This window comes from Paraburkholderia phytofirmans OLGA172 (assembly GCF_001634365.1).
Classification (GTDB): Bacteria; Pseudomonadota; Gammaproteobacteria; order Burkholderiales; family Burkholderiaceae; genus Paraburkholderia.
Genome location: NZ_CP014578.1, coordinates 4,598,059 through 4,619,322 on the forward strand (window position 1 = coordinate 4,598,059; position 21,264 = coordinate 4,619,322).

At 63.1% G+C, this 21,264-nt stretch carries 21 protein-coding genes; 14 read left to right on the top strand and 7 right to left on the bottom strand.

What is annotated here, in order from left to right; genetic code table 11:
• The first annotated feature begins 11 nt into the window (after positions 1-11).
• Entirely contained in the window at positions 12-290 is a 279-nt protein-coding gene (locus AYM40_RS20250; RefSeq protein WP_006050811.1) for an HU family DNA-binding protein, read from the top strand.
• 122 nt (positions 291-412) lie between these two features.
• On the opposite strand, the gene AYM40_RS20255 is transcribed toward AYM40_RS20250, so the two are convergent.
• Both AYM40_RS20255 and AYM40_RS20260 read right to left on the bottom strand, forming a co-directional pair.
• Positions 413-1,729: a GTP-binding protein gene (locus tag AYM40_RS20255; protein WP_063497738.1), complete on the bottom strand. Its 1,317-nt coding sequence runs from the start codon at positions 1,727-1,729 to the stop codon at positions 413-415.
• A gap of 159 nt (positions 1,730-1,888) precedes the next feature.
• Entirely contained in the window at positions 1,889-2,335 is a 447-nt protein-coding gene (locus tag AYM40_RS20260; RefSeq protein ID WP_063497739.1) for a lytic transglycosylase domain-containing protein, read from the bottom strand.
• Between the two features lie 516 nt (positions 2,336-2,851).
• On the opposite strand from AYM40_RS20260, the gene gspD reads away from it, so the two are divergent.
• Genes gspD through gspF form a run of 3 tightly spaced genes read left to right on the top strand, consistent with a single transcriptional unit; the run spans position 2,852 to position 7,984 of the window.
• Positions 2,852-5,197: a type II secretion system secretin GspD gene (gene gspD, locus AYM40_RS20265; protein WP_063497740.1), complete on the top strand. Its 2,346-nt coding sequence runs from the start codon at positions 2,852-2,854 to the stop codon at positions 5,195-5,197.
• Entirely contained in the window at positions 5,194-6,762 is a 1,569-nt protein-coding gene (gene gspE, locus AYM40_RS20270) for a type II secretion system ATPase GspE (RefSeq protein WP_063497741.1), read from the top strand. Before gspD ends, gspE begins: the two co-directional genes overlap by 4 nt.
• Positions 6,763-6,766: 4 nt before the next feature.
• Positions 6,767-7,984: a type II secretion system inner membrane protein GspF gene (gene gspF / locus AYM40_RS20275; RefSeq protein ID WP_063497742.1), complete on the top strand. Its 1,218-nt coding sequence runs from the start codon at positions 6,767-6,769 to the stop codon at positions 7,982-7,984.
• Positions 7,985-8,046: 62 nt separating this feature from the next.
• On the opposite strand, the gene AYM40_RS20280 is transcribed toward gspF, so the two are convergent.
• The gene (locus AYM40_RS20280) at positions 8,047-8,460 is read right to left on the bottom strand and encodes a type II secretion system protein N (protein ID WP_063498130.1); all 414 of its coding nucleotides are present in this window, start codon (positions 8,458-8,460) and stop codon (positions 8,047-8,049) included.
• A gap of 196 nt (positions 8,461-8,656) precedes the next feature.
• On the opposite strand from AYM40_RS20280, the gene gspG reads away from it, so the two are divergent.
• The 4 genes from gspG to AYM40_RS20300 all read left to right on the top strand — a co-directional run bounded on the left by gspG (position 8,657) and on the right by AYM40_RS20300 (position 10,906).
• Complete coding sequence (gspG, locus tag AYM40_RS20285; RefSeq protein ID WP_063497743.1) at positions 8,657-9,121, top strand: type II secretion system major pseudopilin GspG; 465 nt, start codon at positions 8,657-8,659, stop codon at positions 9,119-9,121.
• A 145-nt stretch (positions 9,122-9,266) separates the two neighbouring features.
• Positions 9,267-9,845 (top strand): GspH/FimT family pseudopilin, encoded by a 579-nt coding sequence (locus tag AYM40_RS20290; protein ID WP_082855138.1) that lies wholly within the window; start codon positions 9,267-9,269, stop codon positions 9,843-9,845.
• 1 nt (position 9,846) lies between these two features.
• Positions 9,847-10,251, top strand: a complete 405-nt coding sequence (gene gspI, locus AYM40_RS20295; protein ID WP_063497744.1) for a type II secretion system minor pseudopilin GspI — start codon at positions 9,847-9,849, stop codon at positions 10,249-10,251.
• Entirely contained in the window at positions 10,229-10,906 is a 678-nt protein-coding gene (locus tag AYM40_RS20300; protein WP_063497745.1) for a PulJ/GspJ family protein, read from the top strand. The genes gspI and AYM40_RS20300 overlap by 23 nt, the downstream gene beginning before the upstream one ends.
• 771 nt (positions 10,907-11,677) lie before the next feature.
• Here AYM40_RS20300 and AYM40_RS42555 read toward each other — a convergent pair.
• Positions 11,678-11,914: a hypothetical protein gene (locus AYM40_RS42555; RefSeq protein WP_162493826.1), complete on the bottom strand. Its 237-nt coding sequence runs from the start codon at positions 11,912-11,914 to the stop codon at positions 11,678-11,680.
• Between AYM40_RS42555 and gspK the strand changes: the two genes are divergently transcribed.
• From gspK to AYM40_RS20320, 4 genes are read left to right on the top strand one after another with little or no spacing between them, the layout of a single operon-like run.
• Positions 11,862-12,905 carry a type II secretion system minor pseudopilin GspK gene (gene gspK / locus AYM40_RS20305; protein ID WP_063498132.1) on the top strand — a complete coding sequence of 348 codons (1,044 nt, stop codon included), beginning with the start codon at positions 11,862-11,864 and terminating at the stop codon, positions 12,903-12,905. The two genes, AYM40_RS42555 and gspK, sit on opposite strands and share 53 nt — an antisense overlap.
• 28 nt (positions 12,906-12,933) lie before the next feature.
• Entirely contained in the window at positions 12,934-14,355 is a 1,422-nt protein-coding gene (gene gspL, locus AYM40_RS20310) for a type II secretion system protein GspL (protein ID WP_063497746.1), read from the top strand.
• Positions 14,352-14,855 (top strand): type II secretion system protein M, encoded by a 504-nt coding sequence (locus AYM40_RS20315; protein WP_063497747.1) that lies wholly within the window; start codon positions 14,352-14,354, stop codon positions 14,853-14,855. Before gspL ends, AYM40_RS20315 begins: the two co-directional genes overlap by 4 nt.
• 22 nt (positions 14,856-14,877) lie before the next feature.
• Positions 14,878-15,657, top strand: a complete 780-nt coding sequence (locus AYM40_RS20320) for a type II secretion system protein N (protein WP_063497748.1) — start codon at positions 14,878-14,880, stop codon at positions 15,655-15,657.
• A gap of 83 nt (positions 15,658-15,740) precedes the next feature.
• Here the strand turns inward: AYM40_RS20320 and AYM40_RS20325 are convergent, their stop codons facing one another.
• Entirely contained in the window at positions 15,741-17,318 is a 1,578-nt protein-coding gene (locus tag AYM40_RS20325; RefSeq protein WP_063497749.1) for an efflux transporter outer membrane subunit, read from the bottom strand.
• Positions 17,319-17,566: 248 nt separating this feature from the next.
• Complete coding sequence (locus AYM40_RS20330) at positions 17,567-17,923, bottom strand: hypothetical protein (RefSeq protein WP_063497750.1); 357 nt, start codon at positions 17,921-17,923, stop codon at positions 17,567-17,569.
• A gap of 261 nt (positions 17,924-18,184) precedes the next feature.
• On the opposite strand from AYM40_RS20330, the gene AYM40_RS20335 reads away from it, so the two are divergent.
• Together AYM40_RS20335 and AYM40_RS20340 are read left to right on the top strand one after the other, a co-directional pair.
• On the top strand, positions 18,185-18,727 hold the full coding sequence (locus AYM40_RS20335) for a MarR family winged helix-turn-helix transcriptional regulator (protein ID WP_063497751.1): 543 nt from the start codon (positions 18,185-18,187) through the stop codon (positions 18,725-18,727).
• A gap of 135 nt (positions 18,728-18,862) precedes the next feature.
• On the top strand, positions 18,863-20,425 hold the full coding sequence (locus tag AYM40_RS20340) for a DHA2 family efflux MFS transporter permease subunit (RefSeq protein WP_063497752.1): 1,563 nt from the start codon (positions 18,863-18,865) through the stop codon (positions 20,423-20,425).
• 140 nt (positions 20,426-20,565) lie between these two features.
• On the opposite strand, the gene AYM40_RS20345 is transcribed toward AYM40_RS20340, so the two are convergent.
• A complete protein-coding gene (locus AYM40_RS20345; protein ID WP_063497753.1) occupies positions 20,566-21,066 on the bottom strand; it encodes a hypothetical protein in 501 nt (166 codons plus the stop codon).
• Positions 21,067-21,264 lie beyond the last annotated feature (198 nt).

Here is a 21,264-nt window from a genome sequence, read left to right on the forward strand (position 1 = left end):
AAGGAACCTTAATGAACAAACAGGAACTGATCGACGCCGTCGCAGGACAGACCGGCGCCAGCAAGGCTCAAACCGGTGAGACGCTGGACACGTTGCTTGAAGTGATCAAGAAGTCCGTGTCGAAGGGTGACGCGGTTCAGTTGATCGGCTTCGGCAGCTTCGGTTCGGGCAAGCGCGCAGCACGTACGGGTCGTAACCCCAAGACCGGCGAAACTATCAAGATCCCGGCTGCCAAGACCGTCAAGTTTACGGCTGGCAAGGCGTTCAAGGACGCGGTCAACAAGCGCTAAGCAGATTGCTGCCTGGCAGTTGACACCCGCCAACGGCGGGTTTTTTTTCGTCTGCGATTTTTGTTTAGCCGCGACGGGCGTCGCGGCTAAACACTCAGCAAGCGGCGCAAGGGCCGCCAGGCTCAATCGTGCCGATGCACGATTTCGCCGTGGCCATGGGCGTCGTGGCCATCGCCATGATGATCGTGGTCATGGTCATGGTCGTCTTCGTCGAAGTCCCATGCCGGGAACGGATCGGCGAATCGTTGCCACGCTTGCGGTCCCGCTGCGTATTCCTCGTCCGTCACGAGGCATGCGTCGAACTTCGCTTTCCAGACAGCCGGGTCGATGCCAACGCCGATCATCACCAGTTCCTGGCGGCGATCGCCGATGCTCAGATCGTCCGGATCGCCGTACCAGTCGGCGGCAATTTCGGCGGCTAGCTCGTCGTCGCCGTCCGGCCATTCGCTGCGATCCTGAGCGGCCCACCACATCCCGGCCGGACCATGCCGGCAAGCGCCACCCGCCTGCGACAGCGAACCGGCGATGTCGTTACGCGTTGCGAGCCAGAAGAAGCCCTTGCTGCGCAAGACGCCCTTCCACTCCTGATGCAGCAGCGCCCATAGGCGCTCCGGGTGAAACGGCCGGCGCGCGCGGTAAATGAAATTGCCGATGCCGAATTCGTCCGCTTCTCCATGATGGGCATGGCCGTGCTCATTTTCATGATTAAGCGATGCCAGCCAGCCCGGTGCGCTCGACGCCTCGTCGAAATCGAAACGCCCGGTGTTCAGCACGTCGGCAAGCGGCACCTCGCCGAAACGGCTCACCACCTGCACGGCGCGTGGATTGATGCGGGCGAGGATGCGCTGCAGGCGAGTGAGTTCATCGGCGCTCACCAGATCGGCCTTGTTCACCACCAGCACGTCGCAGAATTCAATCTGCTCGATCAGCAATTCCACCAGCGTCCGATCGTCCTCTTCCGTCGCGGCGATGCCCCGTTCGGAGAGCGCCTCGGCTGAACCGTAGTCGCGCAGGAAGTTGAACGCGTCGACCACCGTCACCATCGTATCGAGCTGCGCGAGATCGGATAGCGACGCGCCGTCCTCGTCGACGAAGGTGAAGGTTTCGGCAATCGGCATCGGCTCGGCCACCCCGGTCGACTCGATCAGGATCGCATCGAAGCGCTTTTCGCCGGCAAGCCGCTTGATCTCGACCAGCAAGTCGTCGCGCAACGTGCAGCAGATGCAGCCGTTCGACAGTTCGACAAGCTGCTCTTCGACATGCGAGAGCGCTGCGGCGTCGCGCACGAGCGTGGCATCGATATTGACGGCGGCCAGATCGTTGACGATCACGGCGACGCGCAAACCGGAACGATTCGCGAGGATGTGGTTCAGAAGCGTGGTCTTGCCGGCGCCCAGAAAACCGGAGAGCACGGTGACGGGCAGTAGCGGCTGGTTCATCGCAGTACGGAAAGACAAGAGGATTGGAGGGCGTGCCGGGCCAGGGGGCGCGTGACTCCGGGGCCAGAAGATGGCCGAGCACCGACGGCAGCACGAAGCCGCATTGTGCATCAAAACGGGTGACGGCCGCGCGACGGGCCGGATCGGGAAGTGCGTGAGTCAGTGTCCAGCGGGCATCAGATTCCACTTGCGAAGGATCGCAGCGATCTGCATTGCGTACTTATCACGCAGTGCCGGCGTCTCGGAGTGATACGCGCCGACCGCCTGCCAGGTATTGCCATACTTGTTCATCTGGCGGCGCAGATGCCACGCCGCGATATAGACGTTCTTGCAAGGCTCCATCAGCGTGCCTTGCGAGATGCCATATTGCGCGAGTACGGGCAGATGGACCGAATTGATCTGCATCACGCCATAGTCGGTCGAGCCGTTGGCGTTCTTATGCTGCGCGTCCGGCCGATTGTGTGACTCCTGCCACGCAATTGCGCGCAGAATCAAGGGGTTGACCTTCTGATACTTCGCCGCTTCGTCAAAGCAATCGGCGCGTGCCTGCCCTGCTGCGATCAGCACGGCAAGTCCTGCGGCGACGGTGACAAAGGTTCGTTTCATCAGTCAAGATGACTAAATAAATCGCAAGAGTAAATTTTGGTAAGGCAATGTATCCGCCATACTTCAGCCGTTCGGAGCCGGTGAGGCTCGCAAGCCGCGCCGTTGGCGGGCATCGGGGAAAACCCGTGTCGGTAAGTCGCAACCAGTACCGCGAACGGCTCGTATCATACCGGCAGGCCCCTACGCGTCAAGTTGGCTAATCGACATAATCGAGCGTAAAACAAAGCGTGTCTGCGGTTCGGCGCACAGAAGCACATTTGCTTTCAATAGCTTGACAGTTTGTGACGATCTTTAGAGTAATCGCACGGAGCCGTTTGTTTTGTGACAAATACGACATGAAAAACTGTTACTGTTCATTTTTTTTGGACACTAGATGTTCGGCATCCGGGGCCTCGATCGCCCTTGGCACTGGCTGGCAGACCGACAGGGCGGCGGCCTGCTCAAATGTTCGCACTGCATGACCGTCGGCGGCTGCGGCCGTCGGCATCGATCCCATATTCCATGAGAAGAAATCGTATGGCATTGCGTCGCGTCGCAACGGCGCTGCTGGTGGCTGGATTGATCACCGCCCAGACAGCACAGGCCCAGGTGACACTCAACTTCGTGAACGCCGATATCGACCAGGTGGCCAAGGCGATCGGGGCGGCAACCGGCAAAACGATCATCGTCGACCCGCGCGTGAAAGGTCAGTTGAACCTCGTGTCGGAGAACGCGGTGCCTGAAGATCAGGCGCTGAAGACCTTGCAATCCGCTTTGCGGATGCAGGGCTTCTCGCTGGTGCAGGATCACGGCGTGTTGAAGGTCGTGCCCGAGGCCGATGCCAAGCTGCAAGGCGTGCCGACCTACGTCGGCAATGCGCCTGTTGCGCGCGGCGATCAGGTGGTCACGCAGGTGTTCGTGCTGAAGAACGAATCGGCCAATAACCTGCTGCCGGTCTTGCGTCCGCTGATCTCGCCGAACAATACCGTGGCGGCCTACCCGGCCAACAACACGATTGTCGTGACCGATTACGCCGACAACGTGCGGCGTATTGCCCAGATCATCGCGGGTATCGATACGGCCGCGGGCCAGTCGGTGTCGGTGGTGCAGTTGAAGAACGCCAACGCGATCGACATCGCCGCGCAACTGACCAAGATGCTCGATCCCGGCGCGATCGGCAGCACCGACGCGACGCTGAAGGTCTTCGTCACCGCGGACCCGCGCACCAACTCGCTTTTGATCCGCGCGTCGAACGGCGGCCGGCTCGCGGCCGCGAGGCAGCTGGCGAAGCAACTCGACACGCCGACCACCATGCCCGGCAACATGCACGTCGTGGCGCTGCGCAACGCGGACGCGACGAAGCTCGCAAAGACCCTGCGCGGGATGCTCGGCAAGGGCGGCGACACCGGCTCGTCGGGCGGCTCGAGCGAAGCGAATTCGTTCAACCAGAACGGCGGTGGCGGGTTGGGCAGCAATTCGACGGGCACGTCGGGTACGCCGCCGCTGCCGTCGGGCGGACTCAATAGCAGCTCGGGGGCGTCACCATTGGGCGGTGGCGGGGGCGGCGGATATGGTTCGAGCGGCGGTTCGGGTTCAGCCGGCCTGCTCGGCGGCGACAAGGACAAGAGCGACGACAATCAGCCGGGCGGCATGATCCAGGCGGACGCTGCGACCAACTCGCTGATCATCACGGCACCCGAGCCGGTGTACCGCAACCTGCGGGCGGTGATCGACCAGCTCGACGCGCGGCGCGCGCAGGTCTATATCGAGGCGTTGATCGTCGAGCTGAACTCGAACACGAACGCGAATCTTGGCATTCAATGGCAGGTCGCCAACGGTTCGATCTTTGCCGGCACCAATCTGGCGACCGGCTCCGGCAACAGCATCGTCAATCTGACGGCGGCCGCCGCGGCGGGTGCGGCCACTGGCGGTCTCGCCGGGGCGCTCGCAACCCAGAATCTCCAGCAGGGGCTCAACGTCGGGTGGGTGCATAACATTTTCGGTGTGCAGGGGCTCGGCGCGCTGCTGCAGGCGCTGTCGCAGACTGCCGACGCGAACGTGCTGTCGACGCCTAACCTCATCACGCTCGACAACGAGGAAGCCAAGATCGTCGTCGGCACGAACGTGCCGATCCAGACGGGTTCGTATTCGAACCTCACGAGCGCCACCCCGAGCTCGGCGTTCAATACTTTTGACCGCGTCGATGTCGGTCTGACACTGCACATCAAACCGCAGATCACCGACGGCGGGATTCTCAAGCTGCAGCTCTACACGGAAGACTCGGCGATCGTGAACGGCACGACCAACGTGGCGACCAACCCGGCCGGCCCGCAGTTCACCAAGCGTTCGATCCAGTCGACGGTGCTCGCCGACAACGGCGAGATCATCGTGCTGGGCGGCCTGATGCAGGACAACTACCAGGTCAGCAACAGCAAGGTGCCGCTGCTGGGCGATATCCCCTGGATCGGCCAATTGTTCCGCTCGGAACAGAAGACTCGCGAGAAGACCAACCTGATGGTGTTCCTGCGTCCCGTGATCATCACCGATCGCGACACGGCGCAGGCCGTGACGTCGAACCGCTACGATTACATTCAGGGCGTGCAGGGCGCGTACAAGTCGGACAACAACCTGATCAAGGACAAGGACGATCCGGTGGTTCCGCCGATGCCGATCGGCCCGAGCCAGGGCGGATCGCCCGCGATGAATCTGTTTAATCTCGACCAGATGCGTCGTCAGCAGATGGCGCCGCCGCCAGTTTCCGCTCCGGCACCGGTCACGAACGGTGGCCCTGTGCAGACGAACCCGGTCACGAATGGCGGCGCTGTGCAGACGAACCCAGTACCGATGGCGCCGTCCACGGCGTCGCCCGGAGCCCAGCCGTGAGCACGCCGTCCAAGCCGCCGTCAGCTTCTGCGCCGGCAGCCGCGGCGCGAGCCGGCGCGCCGACGCAAGCCTCGGCGATTCCGCCCGCAGTCGTGGCGGAACATGCCGAACGCAGTGCGCCGTCGGCGGTTGCCGCGCGACTCGTGCCCTACGGCTTCGCGCGCAGCGGCCAGATTCTGGTCGCGCATCAGCACGCCGACAGCTTCGAAGTCTGGATCAGCGAACGCACCAACGATGCGGCGCTTGCCGAAGTCGCGCGCAACTTTGGCGCGTTGTCCGTGGTGCGTGTGCCGCCCGACGAACTGGCCCAGGCGATCAACCAGGCTTACGCGCGCCAGGATGGCAGCGCGGCGCAAGTGGTCGGCGAAGTGGAAGGCGAAGTCGATCTGTCGCGTTTGATGCAGGACATTCCCGAGGTCGAGGATCTGCTCGAGTCGGAAGACGACGCGCCGATCATCCGCATGATCAACGCGCTGCTCACGCAAGCGGCACGCGAACAGGCCTCGGATATTCACATCGAACCGTTCGAGACGTCGTCGGTGGTGCGCTTTCGTGTCGACGGCACGTTGCGCGATGTCGTGCGGCCGAAAAAAGCGTTGCACGGCGCGCTGATCTCGCGGATCAAGATCATGGCGCAGCTCGACATTGCCGAGAAGCGTCTGCCGCAAGATGGCCGGATCACGCTGCGCGTCGGCGGACGTCCGGTCGACGTGCGGGTTTCGACACTGCCCACCGGTCACGGCGAACGAGCGGTGCTGCGTCTGCTGGAAAAGGACGCCTCGCGCCTGAATCTCGAAGCGCTCGGCATGGCGCCCGATACGCTCGTCAAGTTCGACAAGCTGATCGGCAAACCGCACGGCATCGTGCTGGTGACCGGGCCGACCGGCTCGGGTAAGACGACCACGCTGTACGCGTCGATGTCACGGCTTGAAACCGCGACCACCAACATCATGACGGTCGAAGACCCGATCGAATACGACCTGTCCGGCATCGGCCAGACGCAGGTCAACGAGCGGATCGGCATGACCTTCGCGCGGGCGCTGCGCTCGATTCTGCGGCAGGACCCGGACGTCATCATGATCGGTGAAATCCGCGACCTGGAAACCGCGCAGATCGCAGTGCAGGCATCGCTGACAGGTCACCTTGTGCTGGCGACCCTCCATACAAACGATGCGGCTTCGGCCGTCACGCGTTTGACGGACATGGGCGTCGAGCCCTATCTGCTGGCGTCATCGCTGCTCGGCGTGCTGGCGCAGCGGCTGGTGCGGCGCTTGTGCCCAGTGTGCCGCGAAGAGCGCGTTGAAGAGGATGGCAGCGTGCGCTGGCATCCGGTCGGTTGCGACAAGTGCGGTCAGTCCGGCTACGCAGGCCGACGCGGCGTATACGAACTGCTTCTGATCGACGACGAAATCCGCACGCTGGTTCACCGCAATGCATCCGATGCGGAAATTCTTGCTTCGGGCCGCGCGCAAGGCATGCGCACGCTGCGCGAAGATTCGGACCGCTGGCTCGCATCCGGGCTGACCTCGCTCGAAGAAGTGATCCGCGTGACAGGCGGAGCATAAGGCCATGCCGGCATTTCGTTTCGAAGCGATCGACGCGGCGGGCAAGGCGCAAAAAGGCGTGCTCGACGCGGACAGCGCGCGCGGCGCGCGGACCAATCTGCGTTCGCAAGGACTGACGCCACTTGTTGTCGAACCGGCTGCGACGCGCACCCGCGGTGAGCGCAATCAGCGTTTGTCGCTGGGGCGGCGGTTGTCGCAGCGCGAGCAGGCGATTCTCACGCGCCAACTGGCCAGTCTGCTGGTTGCCGGCTTGCCGCTCGACGAAGCGCTCGCGGTGCTGACCGAGCAATCGGAGCGCGACTACATTCGCGAGCTGATGGCGTCGATTCGCGCCGAAGTGCTCGGCGGCCATTCGCTCGCGAATGCGCTGACGCAGCATCCTAAAGACTTCCCCGAGATCTATCGCGCGCTGGTCGCGGCCGGCGAACATACCGGCAAGCTTGGTCTCGTGCTCTCGCGTCTGGCCGACTACATCGAGCAAAGCAACGCGCTCAAGCAGAAGATCGTGCTCGCGTTCACATATCCGGCGATCGTGACCCTCATCGCGCTCGGCATCGTCACGTTTCTGTTGAGCTACGTGGTGCCGCAGGTGGTGAACGTGTTCGCCAGCACCAAACAGCAACTGCCGATCCTCACCATCATGATGATGGCGCTGTCCGGTTTCGTGCGGCATTGGTGGTGGGCGATGCTGATCGGTGTTGTCGTGCTGGCGTATCTGGTGCGCTCGATCCTGAAGCAGCCCGGCCCGCGTCTCGCCTTCGATCGGTGGTTGCTGACCGCCCCGCTGCTCGGCAAGCTCGTGCGCGGCTACAACACGGTGCGCTTTGCCAGCACGCTAGGCATTCTGACGGCGGCGGGCGTGCCGATTCTGCGCGCGCTGCAAGCCGCTGCCGAAACGCTCAGCAACAACGCGATGCGCGAGAACATCGACGATGCGATCGTGCGTGTGCGCGAAGGCACGTCCCTGTCGCGCGCGCTAGGCAATACGAAGACGTTTCCGCCGGTGCTGGTTCACCTGATCCGGTCAGGTGAAGCGACCGGCGACGTGACGACCATGCTCGACCGCGCGGCCGACGGCGAAGCACGCGAGTTGGAGCGTCGCACGATGTTCCTGACGAGCCTGCTCGAGCCGTTGCTGATTCTGGCGATGGGGGGCGTGGTGCTGGTGATCGTGCTGGCGGTGATGCTGCCGATCATCGAGCTGAACAACCTGGTGCAGTAAGGTGGTGAAGTTATTCGATTGCGCGGCCGCGCAATCAGCTGAACCGAGGCAGAACGCCCGGGTTAGCGCACGTAGATAGTAGGACCTGCCGGATTGGCCGGTAGGGACACTTCGGAGTGCGCGCCATTGCGGTCGATGATGATCGAGCGGGCGCGGACTTCGGAGAGTTTGGCGCCTTGCATGAGCGCGCTGCCGAGCGATACCGCATGTGGCGGTTCGCCGCCGACGCTGACGATGGCCGCGGCACCTTCCCGCAAAGCGAGGATGCCGAACAGATGCACGTCCTGGTTGGCGTTGCGGGTGAGCTGGCCGCCGAACAGCGTGGCGGCCTGTTCGGTCGAGACCTGCGCATGCGCGGCGGCAGCGGGCAACGGCGCGCCGGACGTCGTGGAGAGCGTGATGACCCAGTAGGTCAGCGTCGCGCAAAACACGGCGAACAGTGCGAGCGACAGAAGGCGGATCTGAATGGCGTTCATGCGCATATTGTACGGACTATTGTGAAAATTGCGTTGGGGCAAAGTGCCCCTAACCTGGCGCTGCGCGGCGTTTTCTCGCAACCCTTCAAGAGCATGACATTAAAATGACCGGCCGGGCGTGTTCGATGGCACCCTGATTGTCTGACACGCGAATCCCGCCCGATCGAAAATTTCACCCGAAAAGAGGTAGCAAGCTATGCAACTGTCGACCACTCGCCGTACCGAAATCGCGGGTCTGCGCAGCCGTCGTCAACGCGGTTTCACGCTGATTGAAATCATGGTCGTGATCGCGATTCTGGGCATTCTGGCCGCGTTGATCGTGCCGAAAATCATGAGCCGTCCGGACGAAGCGCGCCGCGTGGCGGCCAAGCAGGACATCGGCACGGTGATGCAGGCGCTGAAACTCTACCGTCTGGATAACGGCCGCTATCCGACTCAGGAGCAAGGCCTGCGCGCACTGATCGAAAAGCCGACCACTGATCCGGTACCGAACAACTGGAAGGACGGCGGTTACCTCGAACGTCTGCCGAACGATCCGTGGGGCAATACCTATCAGTATCTGAACCCTGGCGTGCATGGCGAAATCGACGTGTTCAGCTATGGCGCGGATGGTAAACCGGGCGGCGAAGGCAACGATGCCGACATAGGTTCGTGGCAGTAGTCTGGTAGTTCAGTCGTTCTTCAGTAGTTTATTAAGCGCCGTTGATTGTCAGGCGCGCCGGATCGCCCTGCTCTTTGGCGATCCACCGCGCGTCTTGTCGACGCATTGTTTTCTGATCTTTAGTTGATCGTTCGTGGCCGGCACTATGCGACTGTCCGCTTGCAAGTCCCGTGTGGACACTCCGTGTACGGCCCCGCTGCCGGGCACGGCGTGCAGCGGCGCGCGCGTGCGCGGCCCGCGTGGCGCACGTGGGTTTAGCGCGGGCAACTGGAAGCGTGCGGCCGGTTTCACGCTGCTGGAAATGATGGTGGTGCTGGTGATCGCGGGCATTCTGGTGTCACTGACAGCGCTCACGATGACCCGCAACCCGCGCACCGATCTGAACGAAGAGGCGCAGCGTCTCGCGCTGCTGTTCGAATCGGCCGGCGACGAAGCCCAGGTGCGCGCACGGCCGATCGCATGGCAACCGCTCGACGGCGGCTTTCGTTTCGATCTGCGTACCGAAGACGGCTGGCGTCCGCTGCATGACGATCTGCTCGGGCCGCGCAACTGGGAAGGTGGTGTGACCGGCGTCACGATCGATTACCCCGGGTCGGATTCGCACCCGAGCCGTGTCGTGTTCGGTACCGAAGCGATCGACATGCCTGTGCAGATCACGCTGTTTTCGGCGGCGGGGCGCGCGACGATCGTCGGCACCGGCAACGGCCGCTATGAGGTGCACTGAGATGCGGCGTTGCAGGGACATGGGCGCGCGCTTATCGCAGCGCGGTTTTACGATGATCGAAGTGCTGGTGGCGCTGGCGATCATCGCGATTGCGTTGGCGGCGTCGTTGCGCGCGGTGGGGAGTCTGGCGAACGGCGAAGCCGATTTGCATCGTCGTCTGCTGGCGGGATGGAGCGCGGACAATACGTTGGCACAATTGCATTTGACGCATGGCTGGCCGAACGTCGGCTCGACGAGTTTTGACTGCTCGCAGGGCAATTTGCAGTTGATCTGTACCGAGCAAGTGACGGCGACGCCGAATCCGGTGTTTCGTCGAGTGGAAGTGATGGTGACGACGCCTGGGCGTTCCGGCAATCTCGCTCAGATGGTCACGGTGGTCGCGAATGAAAACAACCGTTCGCTCTAAGCGCCGCGGCCGATCGGGCGCGCGTGGTTTCACGCTGATCGAGTTGCTGGTCGCAATTGCGATCATGGCGGTGATTGCCGTGCTGTCGTGGCGCGGGCTGGACCAGATCATTCGTGGCCGGCAGACGATTACGAACGCGATGGAAGACGAGCGCGTCTTTGCGCAGCTATTCGACCAGATGCGGCTCGACGCGCGCCAGGCCGTGTCGGATGATGAGTCGGGGGAGGCGGCCGTGTCGGTTAGCGGCAGCGTGCTGCAAATTGTGCGGGAGATGGTATTGCCGGGGACGGCGCCGCGTTTGCAGGTGGTGAGGTATCGCGTGTCCGAGGGGCGTGTGATTCGGTATGCGTCGCCGCCGTTGGGGAATGTGGGCGAGTTGCGCAGCGCGCTGCGCGGTGGCGAGGGAGGGGGCTGGACGTCGGTGCCTTTGATGGGGGGCGTCGGTGCTATTTCGGCTCGTCTTTATGTGCCGAAGGTTGGCTGGACCACGCAGATGGAGGATGTGCAGAGTGCGATTACGGAGAACAACAATAATTTGAAGGTGCCCCAGTTGGGGAATGCGCCGCTGCCGCGGTCGGTGACTGGGCTGGAAGTCAGTATTGGGGGGAAGGCGTTGGCGCGGCCTGTTACGCGGGTTTTTCTCGTCGGAGAATGATATGAAGTTCTCTTTTTTGTCTCCGCGACGGTTGGGTTCTTCGTTGTTTGTATTGTCTCCGCGACGCTGTGTGGCTGGGTGCCTGCGGGCATGCCTTTCGTTCTGTTATTTGCCTGCTCGGCGTTTTTGTCTGTGCGCTTACGGCGTTGGCCTTTCCTTGAATTGTTTTTCGTCTATTAGCGTCGCCCCTGTGCGGGGCAGGCACCTACTTTTCTTTGCCGCCGCAAAGAAAAGTAGGCAAAAGAAAGCGGCTCAAACCGCTAATGCTAAGTGGGCACCGTGGCTCGGAGAGGGTAGTGGCTCCGTAGAATCCGTGCTCGTGCCCCTTCAGACATCAGTGACAAAGGAGTCATACTTCCCGTCTCGCACGGTGTGCTCGCCGGAAGAGCAATTCAACAAACCAGTGGTTCACTCGGTCCCACCCCATTCGCCATTGCTGCCTTGCACCTCGAGCGCTCATGCAACTCGCCACCAACTAATCAGGCGCCTCACCGAGGCGGAGCCGAAAGCTCCCGCTGCGCGAAAATCCGGCCCCTGGTTTTCTGAAGTACTCTTCGGCGCGCGTAGCGCCGCCGGAAGTATGACTCCCTTGTCACTAGCGCCGAATGTGAGAGAACACGGATTCCACGGAGCCACTGGCGGTTCTGAGCTACGGTTCCCGCTTAGCATTGGCGGTTTGAGCTGCTTTCTTTTGCCTACTTTTCTTTGCAGCCGGCAAAGAAAAGTAGGTGCCCCCCCGCACAGGGGGAACGCTAATAGACCAATAACAAATCAAGGAAAGGCCAGCGCCGCAAGCACGCAGACAAAAGCGCCGACCAGGCAGACAAGCCAAGGAAAGGCCAACGCCGCAAGCGCACAGACAAAAGCGCCGACCAGGCAGACAAGCCAGGAAACGACCAACGCCGCAGGCAAACAACCAAACCAGCCACCGCAGGCAAACCAACAAGGCGCAGCCATCATCAGCGCCCTACTAGTAGTCGCGCTATCAGCGATATTAGTATCGGGCATGCTCTGGCGCCAGCAAGTCCAAATCCGAAGGATAGAAAACCAGCGCCTCCTCTCCCAGGCGCAATGGGTCTCCCGCGGCGCGCTAGACTGGACGCGCCTGATCCTCCGCTCGGAGGGCGACACCTCAGCGGGCATCACCTACTTAGGGGGCCTATGGGGCGTCCCCATCGCCAAAACACGTCTGTCGGATTTCCTCGGGCAAATAGGCGAAGTGCGCGCCGAGCAAGGCCAGGAAACCTACCTCTCAGGTTCAATCGAAGACGCCCAGGCGAAATTCAACCTCCGCAATCTGGTCTCGAGCCCAGCCCCCGGTGTCGTGCAACTGGACACGGAGCAAATCGGCGCCTATCAGCGCCTGCTCGTATCCCTCAGCATAAACAGCCAACTGGCGAAAGCCACCGCCGTCCAGGTACGCGCGAGTCTCGCGCAATCGGCGACTCGGTTCCAGACGGTCACTTCCGCCACCGGGGCAGCGGCGACCCCGATCACCGCGGGCGGCGGCGCCACCGGTGGCAGCTTCACCGACAAACCCGGTATCGAAGATGGCGACGACAACGCGGCCGTCGCGCCGTTGCAATTGACCAGCGTCGATTCGCTCCTCGATATCCCCGGCTATACGCCGGAAGTGGTCGCGCGCTTGCGGCCGTTCGTCACCGTGCTGCCGACGGTGTCGGCGGTCAACGTGAATACGGCCTCCGCCGAAGTCATCGCGGCGATCGTGCCGGGAATGAGTCTGTCCGCCGCGCAAGCCTTCGTCGCGCGTCGGCAGACCGTGTTTTTCCATAACGTCAGCGATGTGCAACTCGCCTTGCGCGGCGCCGGCGTGCAGTCGGTCGCGATCGATCCGAGTGAAATGGACGTCAACACGAGCTACTTTCTGATCCACGGCCGTGTGCAGCACGAACGCGCAGAAGTGGACCGCACGACCCTCGTCTATCGCGACGCATTGACTCACACTACGCGTATCGTGCGGGTACAGGACCAACTATGAATAACGCCTTTCCCAGAGAGAGTGCCCTTTGAGCACACTGATCGTTCTATTGCCGCCGCGTGATCCGGCGGTGCCGTCGCAGGAATGGCAACTGCCGGAGTTGCCGTTTGTGCTGCTCGACAAGTCGGGCCGCACCCAGCGCGCGGGCCGCTCGGCGCTCGCGCTGCTGCCGCGCGCCTCGTCGACGGTGCTGATGGTCGCCGCCCGCGATCTGCTGATGATGCCCGCCAAGCTGCCGCCATTGCGCGGCCCGCGGCTGCGTCAGGCCTTGCCGAATATCGTCGAGGATCAGCTGATCCAGGATCCGCAAACCTGTCACATCGCCGTCGATCCGCAACCGCTCGCGGGCGGCCGGCAGTTGCTCGCGATCGTCGACCGCGGCTGGTTCCGCTTCATCTGCGAGGGTTTCGCCGCAGCCGGCCACCGCAGCTTGCGCGCCGTGCCGGTCACGCGTTGTCTGCCGCAAACCGCCACGCTCGACACCCCCGCCGAAGTCGCGGAAATGGTCAACGCGGGCGAGCCGGCGATGGCGGGCTCCGCTAGCGTGGCGACCTCGCTGCCGGGCGTGGCGCCGGTGGTGGCGCCGGGCGTCGCGCCGGTGCTGCCAATGGTGGCGGCCGTACTCGGCGCTGTTGTTCAGACTGCACCGGCATTCTTACTTGAAGGCGCGGTCGAAAGCGCGGCGGTCAACGGCGCGCCACGCGTCGAGCTGGCCATCGCGCGCGGCGTCCAGGGTGAGGGGCTGGCGGTGCCGGCTAACGCCGTGAACGCGACCCTCAGCGCGCTCGCCGGCGCTGCGCCGGTCTCGCTGTATATGCTGACGGAGGTGCCCGGCAACGAGCCGGGCCTCGCCGCAACCAGCCCGGCGAAGCTTGCCGCTTACGTGCACGGCGCCAGCCCGTTGCCGTTCGAGCAACTCGCCCGCCGCGCGCTGGCGTGCCGCTTCGACCTGTGTCAGTTCGAGTTTGCCTCGCAGCCGTGGCGGCTCGACCGCGCGACGCTGTGGCGTCTGCGCCTGCCGGTCGTGCTGGCGGTCGGCGCGCTGGTGATCGCGATTGTCGGCGCGAACGTGCAGTGGCTGATGCTCGCGCGCCAGCGCGACGCGATCAACACGCAGATGACCGAGCTGCTCCTCAACACCTTCCCCAAGACGACGGTCGTGCTCGATGCGCCCGGTCAGATGTCGCGCCAGCTGCAGCAGTTGCGGGTGGCGGCGGGTGAACTGTCGCCGGACGATTTTCTGTCGCTCGCCGATGGTCTCGCGCGTTCGTTGGCGCCGGTGCCGGTCAACGGCATCGCGGCGCTCGACTATCACGACCGGCGGCTCGATGTGACCTTCAAGCCCGAGGTGAAACCCGATGCCGATCTCGCCAAACGCCTCGCGCGCAACGGCCTCACCGGCGCGATCGACAGCGACACCGGCAAGTGGACCATCAGGAACGGACAATGAAAGCTGAACTCGCCCAAAGCTGGGCTGGATTCTGGGACCAGCGCACCGAGCGCGAAAAAACGCTGCTGGCATGGGGCGGCGGAGTGCTGGCCGTGGTGATCGCATGGTCGGTGCTGTGGGCTCCGGCGCACGATGGCCGCGCGCATCTGCGCGAATCGCTGCCCTCCTTGCAGCGGCAGTTGGCGCAGATGACCGCGCAGTCGAATGAAGCGCGCCAGCTTTCCGCCGCGGCTCAAGGGGTCGCGCCGACCGGCGCTGCGCTGAAGGATGCGCTCACTGCCTCGCTCAGCGATCACGGCCTGGCTGCGACGCAGGTGCAGGTGATCGGCAACGCGGTGCAGATCCAGATGAAGAATGCGTCGTTCCCCGCGTGGACGAGCTGGGTCGACGACGCGCGCAAGCAGTTCAAGGTGCAGGTCGCCGAGGCGCACGTGACCGCCCTCACGGAAGACGGCCAGGTGGATCTGACGGCGTCGTTGCAGCCATCTACCGCGAAATGACCGCGCCGTTACAGGATATCGCATGACTTACTGGATGCGGCGCCTGCGTGTCGCACTACCCTGGCTGGCGGTCGCGGTGCTGGCCAGCGCGGCCGTGATGCTGACGTTGTTGCCGGCCGCCTGGATTACGCCGCAGTTCGCCAAACAGGCCCGTGGTCACGTCAATCTCGTCGACCCGGCCGGCTCGCTGTGGCGCGGTTCGGCCACGCTGATGCTCACCGCCGGTTCCGACATGAGTGCGGCGACTCTGCTGCCGGGGCGGATCGAATGGCGCACGGCGTTCTGGCCGCTCTTCACCGGCCGTGTGCGGATGATCATGCGGCACAGCGAAGCGATGCCTGACCCGATCACCGTGGACATCACCCCGCGCAGCGCCACCGTCACGCCGGGCGCGATGGCGGTGCCGGCTTCGCTGCTAAGCGGCCTCGGCGCACCGTTCAACACGCTCGATCTGCAAGGCGACGTGCGCCTCGCATGGTCCGATTGGCGCAGCTTCAATCAGGAGGCGTTCGGCCTGATGACCGTGACCCTGAACGACGTCAGTTCGCGCGTCTCGCTGGTCAAGCCGCTGGGCTCTTACCGGCTGCTGTTCCAGGCGCAGGGGGCGTCGTCCACGCTGGATCTGACAACGCTCAAGGGACCGCTGATGCTGACCGGCAATGGGACGGTGTCGGCAGTCTCTACATCGTTTCATGGGACGGCCAGCGCCGCCCCGGAAGCGCACGATAACCTCGCGGGACTGCTGAATCTGTTGGGCCGGCCAAGCGGGCCGGATACGGTCGCGTTGACGTTCGTGCACTGAGGCGCGGGTCGTAAAAAAGAGGCATGGCTGCATTTCGCGGCCATGCCTCTTTTGCTTTTACTTTGACTTTACGAGTCGCGCGCCTAGTTGCTCTGCGCCGGTTGCGACGTGGCTCCGCTTTGCGCCACCGGCGTCGCCGGCGCTGCCGGCACTGCCGGCACTGGCGCGGGCGCCGCTACATCGCCCGTCTCGCGGTTCATTTGCGACACATCCCAGCCACCGCCGAGCGCCTTCACCAGACCCACCGACGACACCATCCGCTGCCCTGCGATGGTCTCCAGCTTCTGCTCGGCCAGGAAGGCCGTGGTCTGCGCGGTCAGCACGTTGACGTAGCCGACCGTGCCGGCCTTGTACTCGTTGGTGACGATGGCGAGCGCCTGGCGAGCTGAATCCACCGCTTGCCGCTGCACGACGATTTCCTGTTCGAGGATGCGCTGTGAGGCGAGATTGTCCTCGACGTCCTGGAATGCGGCCAGAATCGTTTGACGGTATGTGGCGACGTTCTGATCGTAAGCGGCGCGAGCGGCTTCGGTCTTTGCCTCACGCAAGCCGGCGTCGAAGACCGTGGAGGCGAGTTGCGGGCCGAGCGTCCAGAACCGCGACGGCGCGGTCAGTAATTGCGAGAACACTGAATTTTCGAAGCCGCCGGTGGCCGACAGTGTCAGCGAGGGGAAGAACGCGGCAATCGCAACGCCGATCTGTTCGTTCGCCGCCGCGGCCTTGCGTTCGGCCGATGCGATATCCGGGCGCCGCTCGAGCAGCGCCGACGGCATCTGCGCGGGCACGGCGGGCGGCGTGGCGGTGAGCGGCATCGGCGCAATCGAGAAGGTCGAGGCTGGCTCGCCGATGAGTACGGCGATCGCGTGCTCGTCCAGCGCGCGCTGCACACCATTGTCGATCGCGGCCGCTTGCGCCGATTGCAACTGCGTTTGCGCCTGAATCACGTCCGAGCGTGCGGCGACGCCTGCTGCGTACTGGTTCTGCGTGAGCTGCAGCGAGCGTTGATAGGCTGCCACGGTGTCGTCGAGCAGCTTCTGGGTGGAGTCGAGCGAACGCAGCGAGAAATAGGTTTGCGCGAGTGTGGCCTGGGCGGACAGCCGGGCATTCGCCAGATCGGCGGCGGCGCCTTGCTGGCCGGCTTTCTGCGAATTAACCGAGCGGGTGACCGAACCCCACAGGTCCAGCTCCCAGCTTGCGTCGAGTTGCAGGTTGAAGCTGTTGCTGACGCGGGAGCGGCTCGAGGCGGTGGTCGAGTTGCCACTGGACGATGAACCGTTGCCGGAGCGCGTGGCGCCTGCCGAGGCACCGATGGTCGGGAAATACGCCGCGCGCGCTTCACCAACCAGCGCTCGCGCCTGGCGATAGGCGGCGGCAAATTGGGCGATGGTCTGGTTCGACGCGTTCAGCTTGTCTTCGAGCGCGTTGAGTTGCGGGTCTTCGTAGATGCTCCACCAGTCGCCGCGGTCTTGCCGATCGGCCGGCTGAGCGACTTTCCAGCCGGGCGCCGCTTCCTTGTAGGAAGCGGGGATCTCGGCCGCGGGCCGCTTGTAGTCCGGGCCGACCGCGCAACCGGCCAGCAGGGCGGCGAGGGCCGCCGCTACCGCGATAGTCAGGGCGCGCGGCGCAAGTGTCCGCGCGCGCGCGGTTCGATCAAACTGCATGCAATGGATTCCTTCTGGACGCCGCAGTGCGGCCGATGGCGGCACTGCTGGCCGGGCGAGATCATGGCTCTGCCGGAATGTTAGCGTATGGGGCCACTTGGGCGCGGGAAACTGAAAGGGTAATGCGGGGGGAGGCGGAGGTGTGTTACTTAGGGTGTCGGGATGGTTACGTGCTGTTACCGGGCTGGTTGGCTTTGGCGGCGGAAAGCGCCGCACAGGCAACCAGGACCGGTTCTGCGAGAAGAGAATTAGACCCGTGAATCCGCAGACGTAGTCTGCCGGGCGAGCTTGCCAGCCGCAGCCCGACACGGCGCGCCGGAGCGTGCCGCGCAAGCACCTGCCGGGCTGGCAGCAGCGGCCGTCGCGACACTCCCCGCCGCAATGGCGAACCGCACCGGTTCCGCTGGGGCAGCGTTGGCTTCCTTCTGCCCCCGCCGATGCCCCATCCACGCAAACACCGCGACCCCCACCGATCCGCCGGGCAGCACGAACAGCACGGCGAACAACGCCAGTTTCCACCAGCGATGCGGCCCTTGAAAGCTGCTTAGCGCGGAATCGGTCAGGGAGCGGCTCAAGCCGCCAAGGGTGTTTTTGAGGTACAGCATGGGGGAAATCCTTTTCGCACGGCGCCTTTGCGGCGTGCAGACAATCGATCAGAACATGGTCTCGGGTGGCGCGGGTCGCGCGTAACTCGTTGCCTGCAATAATATTGACTATGCAATTAAATTTCAAGATACTTTGCTTCGCCCGCAAGGGCAGTGTTGTTTTTTGCGCTGTTCGCGCTACGCGAAATCACGTTTGACTTGTCTGCTTAGGCAGCTAGAATTCGTTCTGCTTGCCGATGTTCAAATGTTCCCGGATACACGATGACTGACGGCCCCTACAAAGCGGATGAGATTCACCTCGAATCGAGTCTTGGCTATTACCTGACGAAAGCGCGAAACGTGCTTGTCGAACGAATGGACCGCGCGGTCAAACCGTTAGGACTGACTGCCCAGCAGATCGGCGTGATTCTGGTGTTGTCCGCGCAACGCGCGAGCACGCCGTTCGAGTTGTCGCGCGTCATGTCTTACGACAGCGGATCGATGACGCGTCTGCTCGATCGCCTTGAAAAGAAAGGCTTTATCGTGCGCACGCGCAGCGACGCCGACCGCCGGATGGTCAAGCTGGAGTTGACAGCGCAGGGCCACGAAGCCGCGCGGCAATTGCCCGGTCTGGGCGCCGCCGTGCTGAACGAGCAGTTGCGCGGATTTTCCGCCGCGGACCACGCCGCCCTCCTCGACCTGCTCGGCCGGTTCATCGCGAACGGCATCGGCGAGGGAGCAAGCGCCTGCTGCGGAATCGGACCGTCGCAGGAATCGGAGGAAGCATCACCCGCAGAGCCGCTGCCCGATCACGACGGGCAGTAACCAAGAGGCGTTTTTGAAAGCGCCATCGTTTGAAGATATCTGTCTGGGCAGAGGGTGTTCCGGCATATAAGCGCACCGTTTGGAGGGCGCAATAAAGCTGTCGCGACAAGCTTTCCCAGCTGAGGAGAAACACATATGGCCGCTACGGCTCCCGCCGAAGCCCTACCCGCCGCCGAACCCGCTCCGCTCAAAGGGGGTGCGCTGGCGTTGCTCACGGTCGGTCTCGCGCTCGGCACGTTCATGGAAGTGCTCGACACGTCGATCGCGAACGTCGCGGTGCCGACCATTTCCGGCAGTCTCGGCGTGGCGACCAGTCAGGGCACCTGGGTCATCTCATCGTATTCCGTGGCCTCGGCGATCGCGGTGCCGTTGACCGGCTGGCTTGCGCGGCGCGTCGGCGAGGTGCGGCTGTTCACGCTGTCAGTTCTGCTTTTCACGATCGCCTCGGCGCTGTGCGGCTTTGCGCACAACTTCGAGTCGCTGATTGCGTTCCGGCTCCTGCAAGGGCTCGTCTCCGGCCCGATGGTGCCGCTCTCGCAGACGATTCTGATGCGCTCATACCCACCGGAAAGGCGCGGGCTCGCGCTCGGCCTCTGGGCGATGACCGTGATCTGCGCGCCGATTTTCGGGCCCGTGATGGGCGGCTATATCACCGACAACTACACGTGGCCGTGGATCTTCTATATCAACGTGCCGATCGGCTTGTTCTCGGCGGTGTGCGCGTTCCTGCTGCTGCGCGGCCGCGAGACCAAGGTCACCAAACAGAGGATCGATGCGATCGGCCTCGCATTGCTCGTGATCGGTGTGTCGTGCCTGCAGATGGTGCTCGATCTGGGCAAGGATCGCGACTGGTTCAACTCGACGTTCATCATCACGCTGGCGATTATCGCGGTGGTGTCGATTGCGTTCCTGCTGGTGTGGGAGATGACGGACAAGGAACCTGTCGTCGATCTTTCCTTATTCAAGGATCGCAACTTCGCGCTCGGCGTGGTGATTATTTCGTTCGGGTTTATGGCGTTCTTCGGGTCGGTGGTGATTTTCCCGCTCTGGCTGCAGACGGTGATGGGGTACACCGCGGGGATTGCCGGTTTGGCGACGGCGCCGGTCGGCATTCTGGCGCTGTTTTTATCGCCGATGATCGGCAAGAATATGCATCGGCTGAACCTGCGCGTGGTAGCGAGTTTTGCGTTCATCGTGTTTGCGTTCGTGTCGTTCTGGAACTCGACCTTTACGCTCGATGTGCCGTTCAATCATGTGATCTGGCCGCGGTTGGTGCAGGGTATTGGGGTTGCCTGCTTCTTTGTGCCGATGACTACCATTACGCTGTCCAGCGTGTCGGATGATCGGCTCGCCAGTGCTTCTGGGTTGTCGAACTTTTTTCGGACTCTGTCCGGGGCGATCGGGACGGCTATTAGTACGACTTACTGGGAAAATGACACGATCTATCATCATGCGATGTTGACCGATTCGGTAAATGTCTATGCGGCTAATACCAATGCTTATACCAATGCGTTGGCCGGGCTCGGGCTTTCTGGGGATGGCCTCACGGCTCAGTTGAATCAGGTCGTTACGGCGCAGGCTTATATGATGGCCACTAATGATTTTTTCCGCATTTCTTGTGCGGCATTTCTTGTTCTGGCTTTGCTTGTCTGGGTTACCAAGCCACGGAAGGGGGTGGGCGCTTCTATGGGGCATTGAGGTTTTTTCTGCGCGCGCCGAAGCGTACTTCTTAAAACCATTCGCCGCGCTTTTGCGCGGCGGGTTACCCAGCGCCACACTCGCGTTTCATGCGTGAGCGCTTTCTCCTCGCTGAATGCGTTACCGTTTCCTCCCCTTCTTCACTGCGTTACCGCTTCCCCACTCGTGCCGGGCATCGATTGTCCCGATGCCTCCGGGTGCATCGCCGTCGGCGCCGGTTGCAACTGTTTTTCGCCGCTCTGCGGCGCGCCCGCCGCACTGCCTCGTACGTATTCCTTGAAGTCGGCGCCCGCCTCCCATGGGTTCGGTTTGCACCCCATCGATCCATCGCAATGCGCCGCGAAACCAATCGTTGCCGTGCCGTCCGGGTTCGCGGTGCGCGTAATCTGGTACGCCAGCGCGCGCTTGCCGCCGTCCGGGCCCGCCGCCTGGATCAGCGTGTCAGTCGCAGATTCAATTTTGTACTTCGAATGGCCCGCAACCCACGTCTGTGCACGCTGCCACCAGATATCGCACTCGGCTTTGGTCGAACACGTCAACGGCGTGGTCGCGATCTGCATGATGTCCGGATCGATCTGCCCCTGCGTCGAACAGCCCGCCGCCGACACCAGGCACAATACGGCCAACAGACCTTTTTTCATCACGTTGAAGCCTCCCTCTCCGGGACCTGTCATCCAAGTTGGACCGCATCCCCGGCACGGTGTTTCATAGCATCAGCGAATCGTCAAAACGAGTGCGAGTGGAGATTTTGCCGGTATGGTCAGGCGTCCAGCGTCGCTTGGCATAGACGTTACCTGTACAGAATAAAAAGCGGCCCTCGGTGCCGATTCTTGCTCCGC

Bases quoted from the DNA above. Each gene is read 5' to 3' on its own strand.
- AYM40_RS20250 (WP_006050811.1), top strand. From the start codon at position 12: ATGAACAAACAGGAACTGATCGACGCCGTCGCAGGACAGACCGGCGCC.
- AYM40_RS20255 (WP_063497738.1), bottom strand. From the start codon at position 1,729: ATGAACCAGCCGCTACTGCCCGTCACCGTGCTCTCCGGTTTTCTGGGC.
- AYM40_RS20260 (WP_063497739.1), bottom strand. From the start codon at position 2,335: ATGAAACGAACCTTTGTCACCGTCGCCGCAGGACTTGCCGTGCTGATC.
- gspD (WP_063497740.1), top strand. From the start codon at position 2,852: ATGGCATTGCGTCGCGTCGCAACGGCGCTGCTGGTGGCTGGATTGATC.
- gspF (WP_063497742.1), top strand. From the start codon at position 6,767: ATGCCGGCATTTCGTTTCGAAGCGATCGACGCGGCGGGCAAGGCGCAA.
- AYM40_RS20280 (WP_063498130.1), bottom strand. From the start codon at position 8,460: ATGAACGCCATTCAGATCCGCCTTCTGTCGCTCGCACTGTTCGCCGTG.
- gspG (WP_063497743.1), top strand. From the start codon at position 8,657: ATGCAACTGTCGACCACTCGCCGTACCGAAATCGCGGGTCTGCGCAGC.
- AYM40_RS20290 (WP_082855138.1), top strand. From the start codon at position 9,267: ATGCGACTGTCCGCTTGCAAGTCCCGTGTGGACACTCCGTGTACGGCC.
- gspI (WP_063497744.1), top strand. From the start codon at position 9,847: ATGCGGCGTTGCAGGGACATGGGCGCGCGCTTATCGCAGCGCGGTTTT.
- AYM40_RS20300 (WP_063497745.1), top strand. From the start codon at position 10,229: ATGAAAACAACCGTTCGCTCTAAGCGCCGCGGCCGATCGGGCGCGCGT.
- AYM40_RS42555 (WP_162493826.1), bottom strand. From the start codon at position 11,914: ATGCCCGATACTAATATCGCTGATAGCGCGACTACTAGTAGGGCGCTG.
- AYM40_RS20315 (WP_063497747.1), top strand. From the start codon at position 14,352: ATGAAAGCTGAACTCGCCCAAAGCTGGGCTGGATTCTGGGACCAGCGC.
- AYM40_RS20320 (WP_063497748.1), top strand. From the start codon at position 14,878: ATGACTTACTGGATGCGGCGCCTGCGTGTCGCACTACCCTGGCTGGCG.
- AYM40_RS20325 (WP_063497749.1), bottom strand. From the start codon at position 17,318: ATGCAGTTTGATCGAACCGCGCGCGCGCGGACACTTGCGCCGCGCGCC.
- AYM40_RS20330 (WP_063497750.1), bottom strand. From the start codon at position 17,923: ATGCTGTACCTCAAAAACACCCTTGGCGGCTTGAGCCGCTCCCTGACC.
- AYM40_RS20335 (WP_063497751.1), top strand. From the start codon at position 18,185: ATGACTGACGGCCCCTACAAAGCGGATGAGATTCACCTCGAATCGAGT.
- AYM40_RS20340 (WP_063497752.1), top strand. From the start codon at position 18,863: ATGGCCGCTACGGCTCCCGCCGAAGCCCTACCCGCCGCCGAACCCGCT.
- AYM40_RS20345 (WP_063497753.1), bottom strand. From the start codon at position 21,066: ATGAAAAAAGGTCTGTTGGCCGTATTGTGCCTGGTGTCGGCGGCGGGC.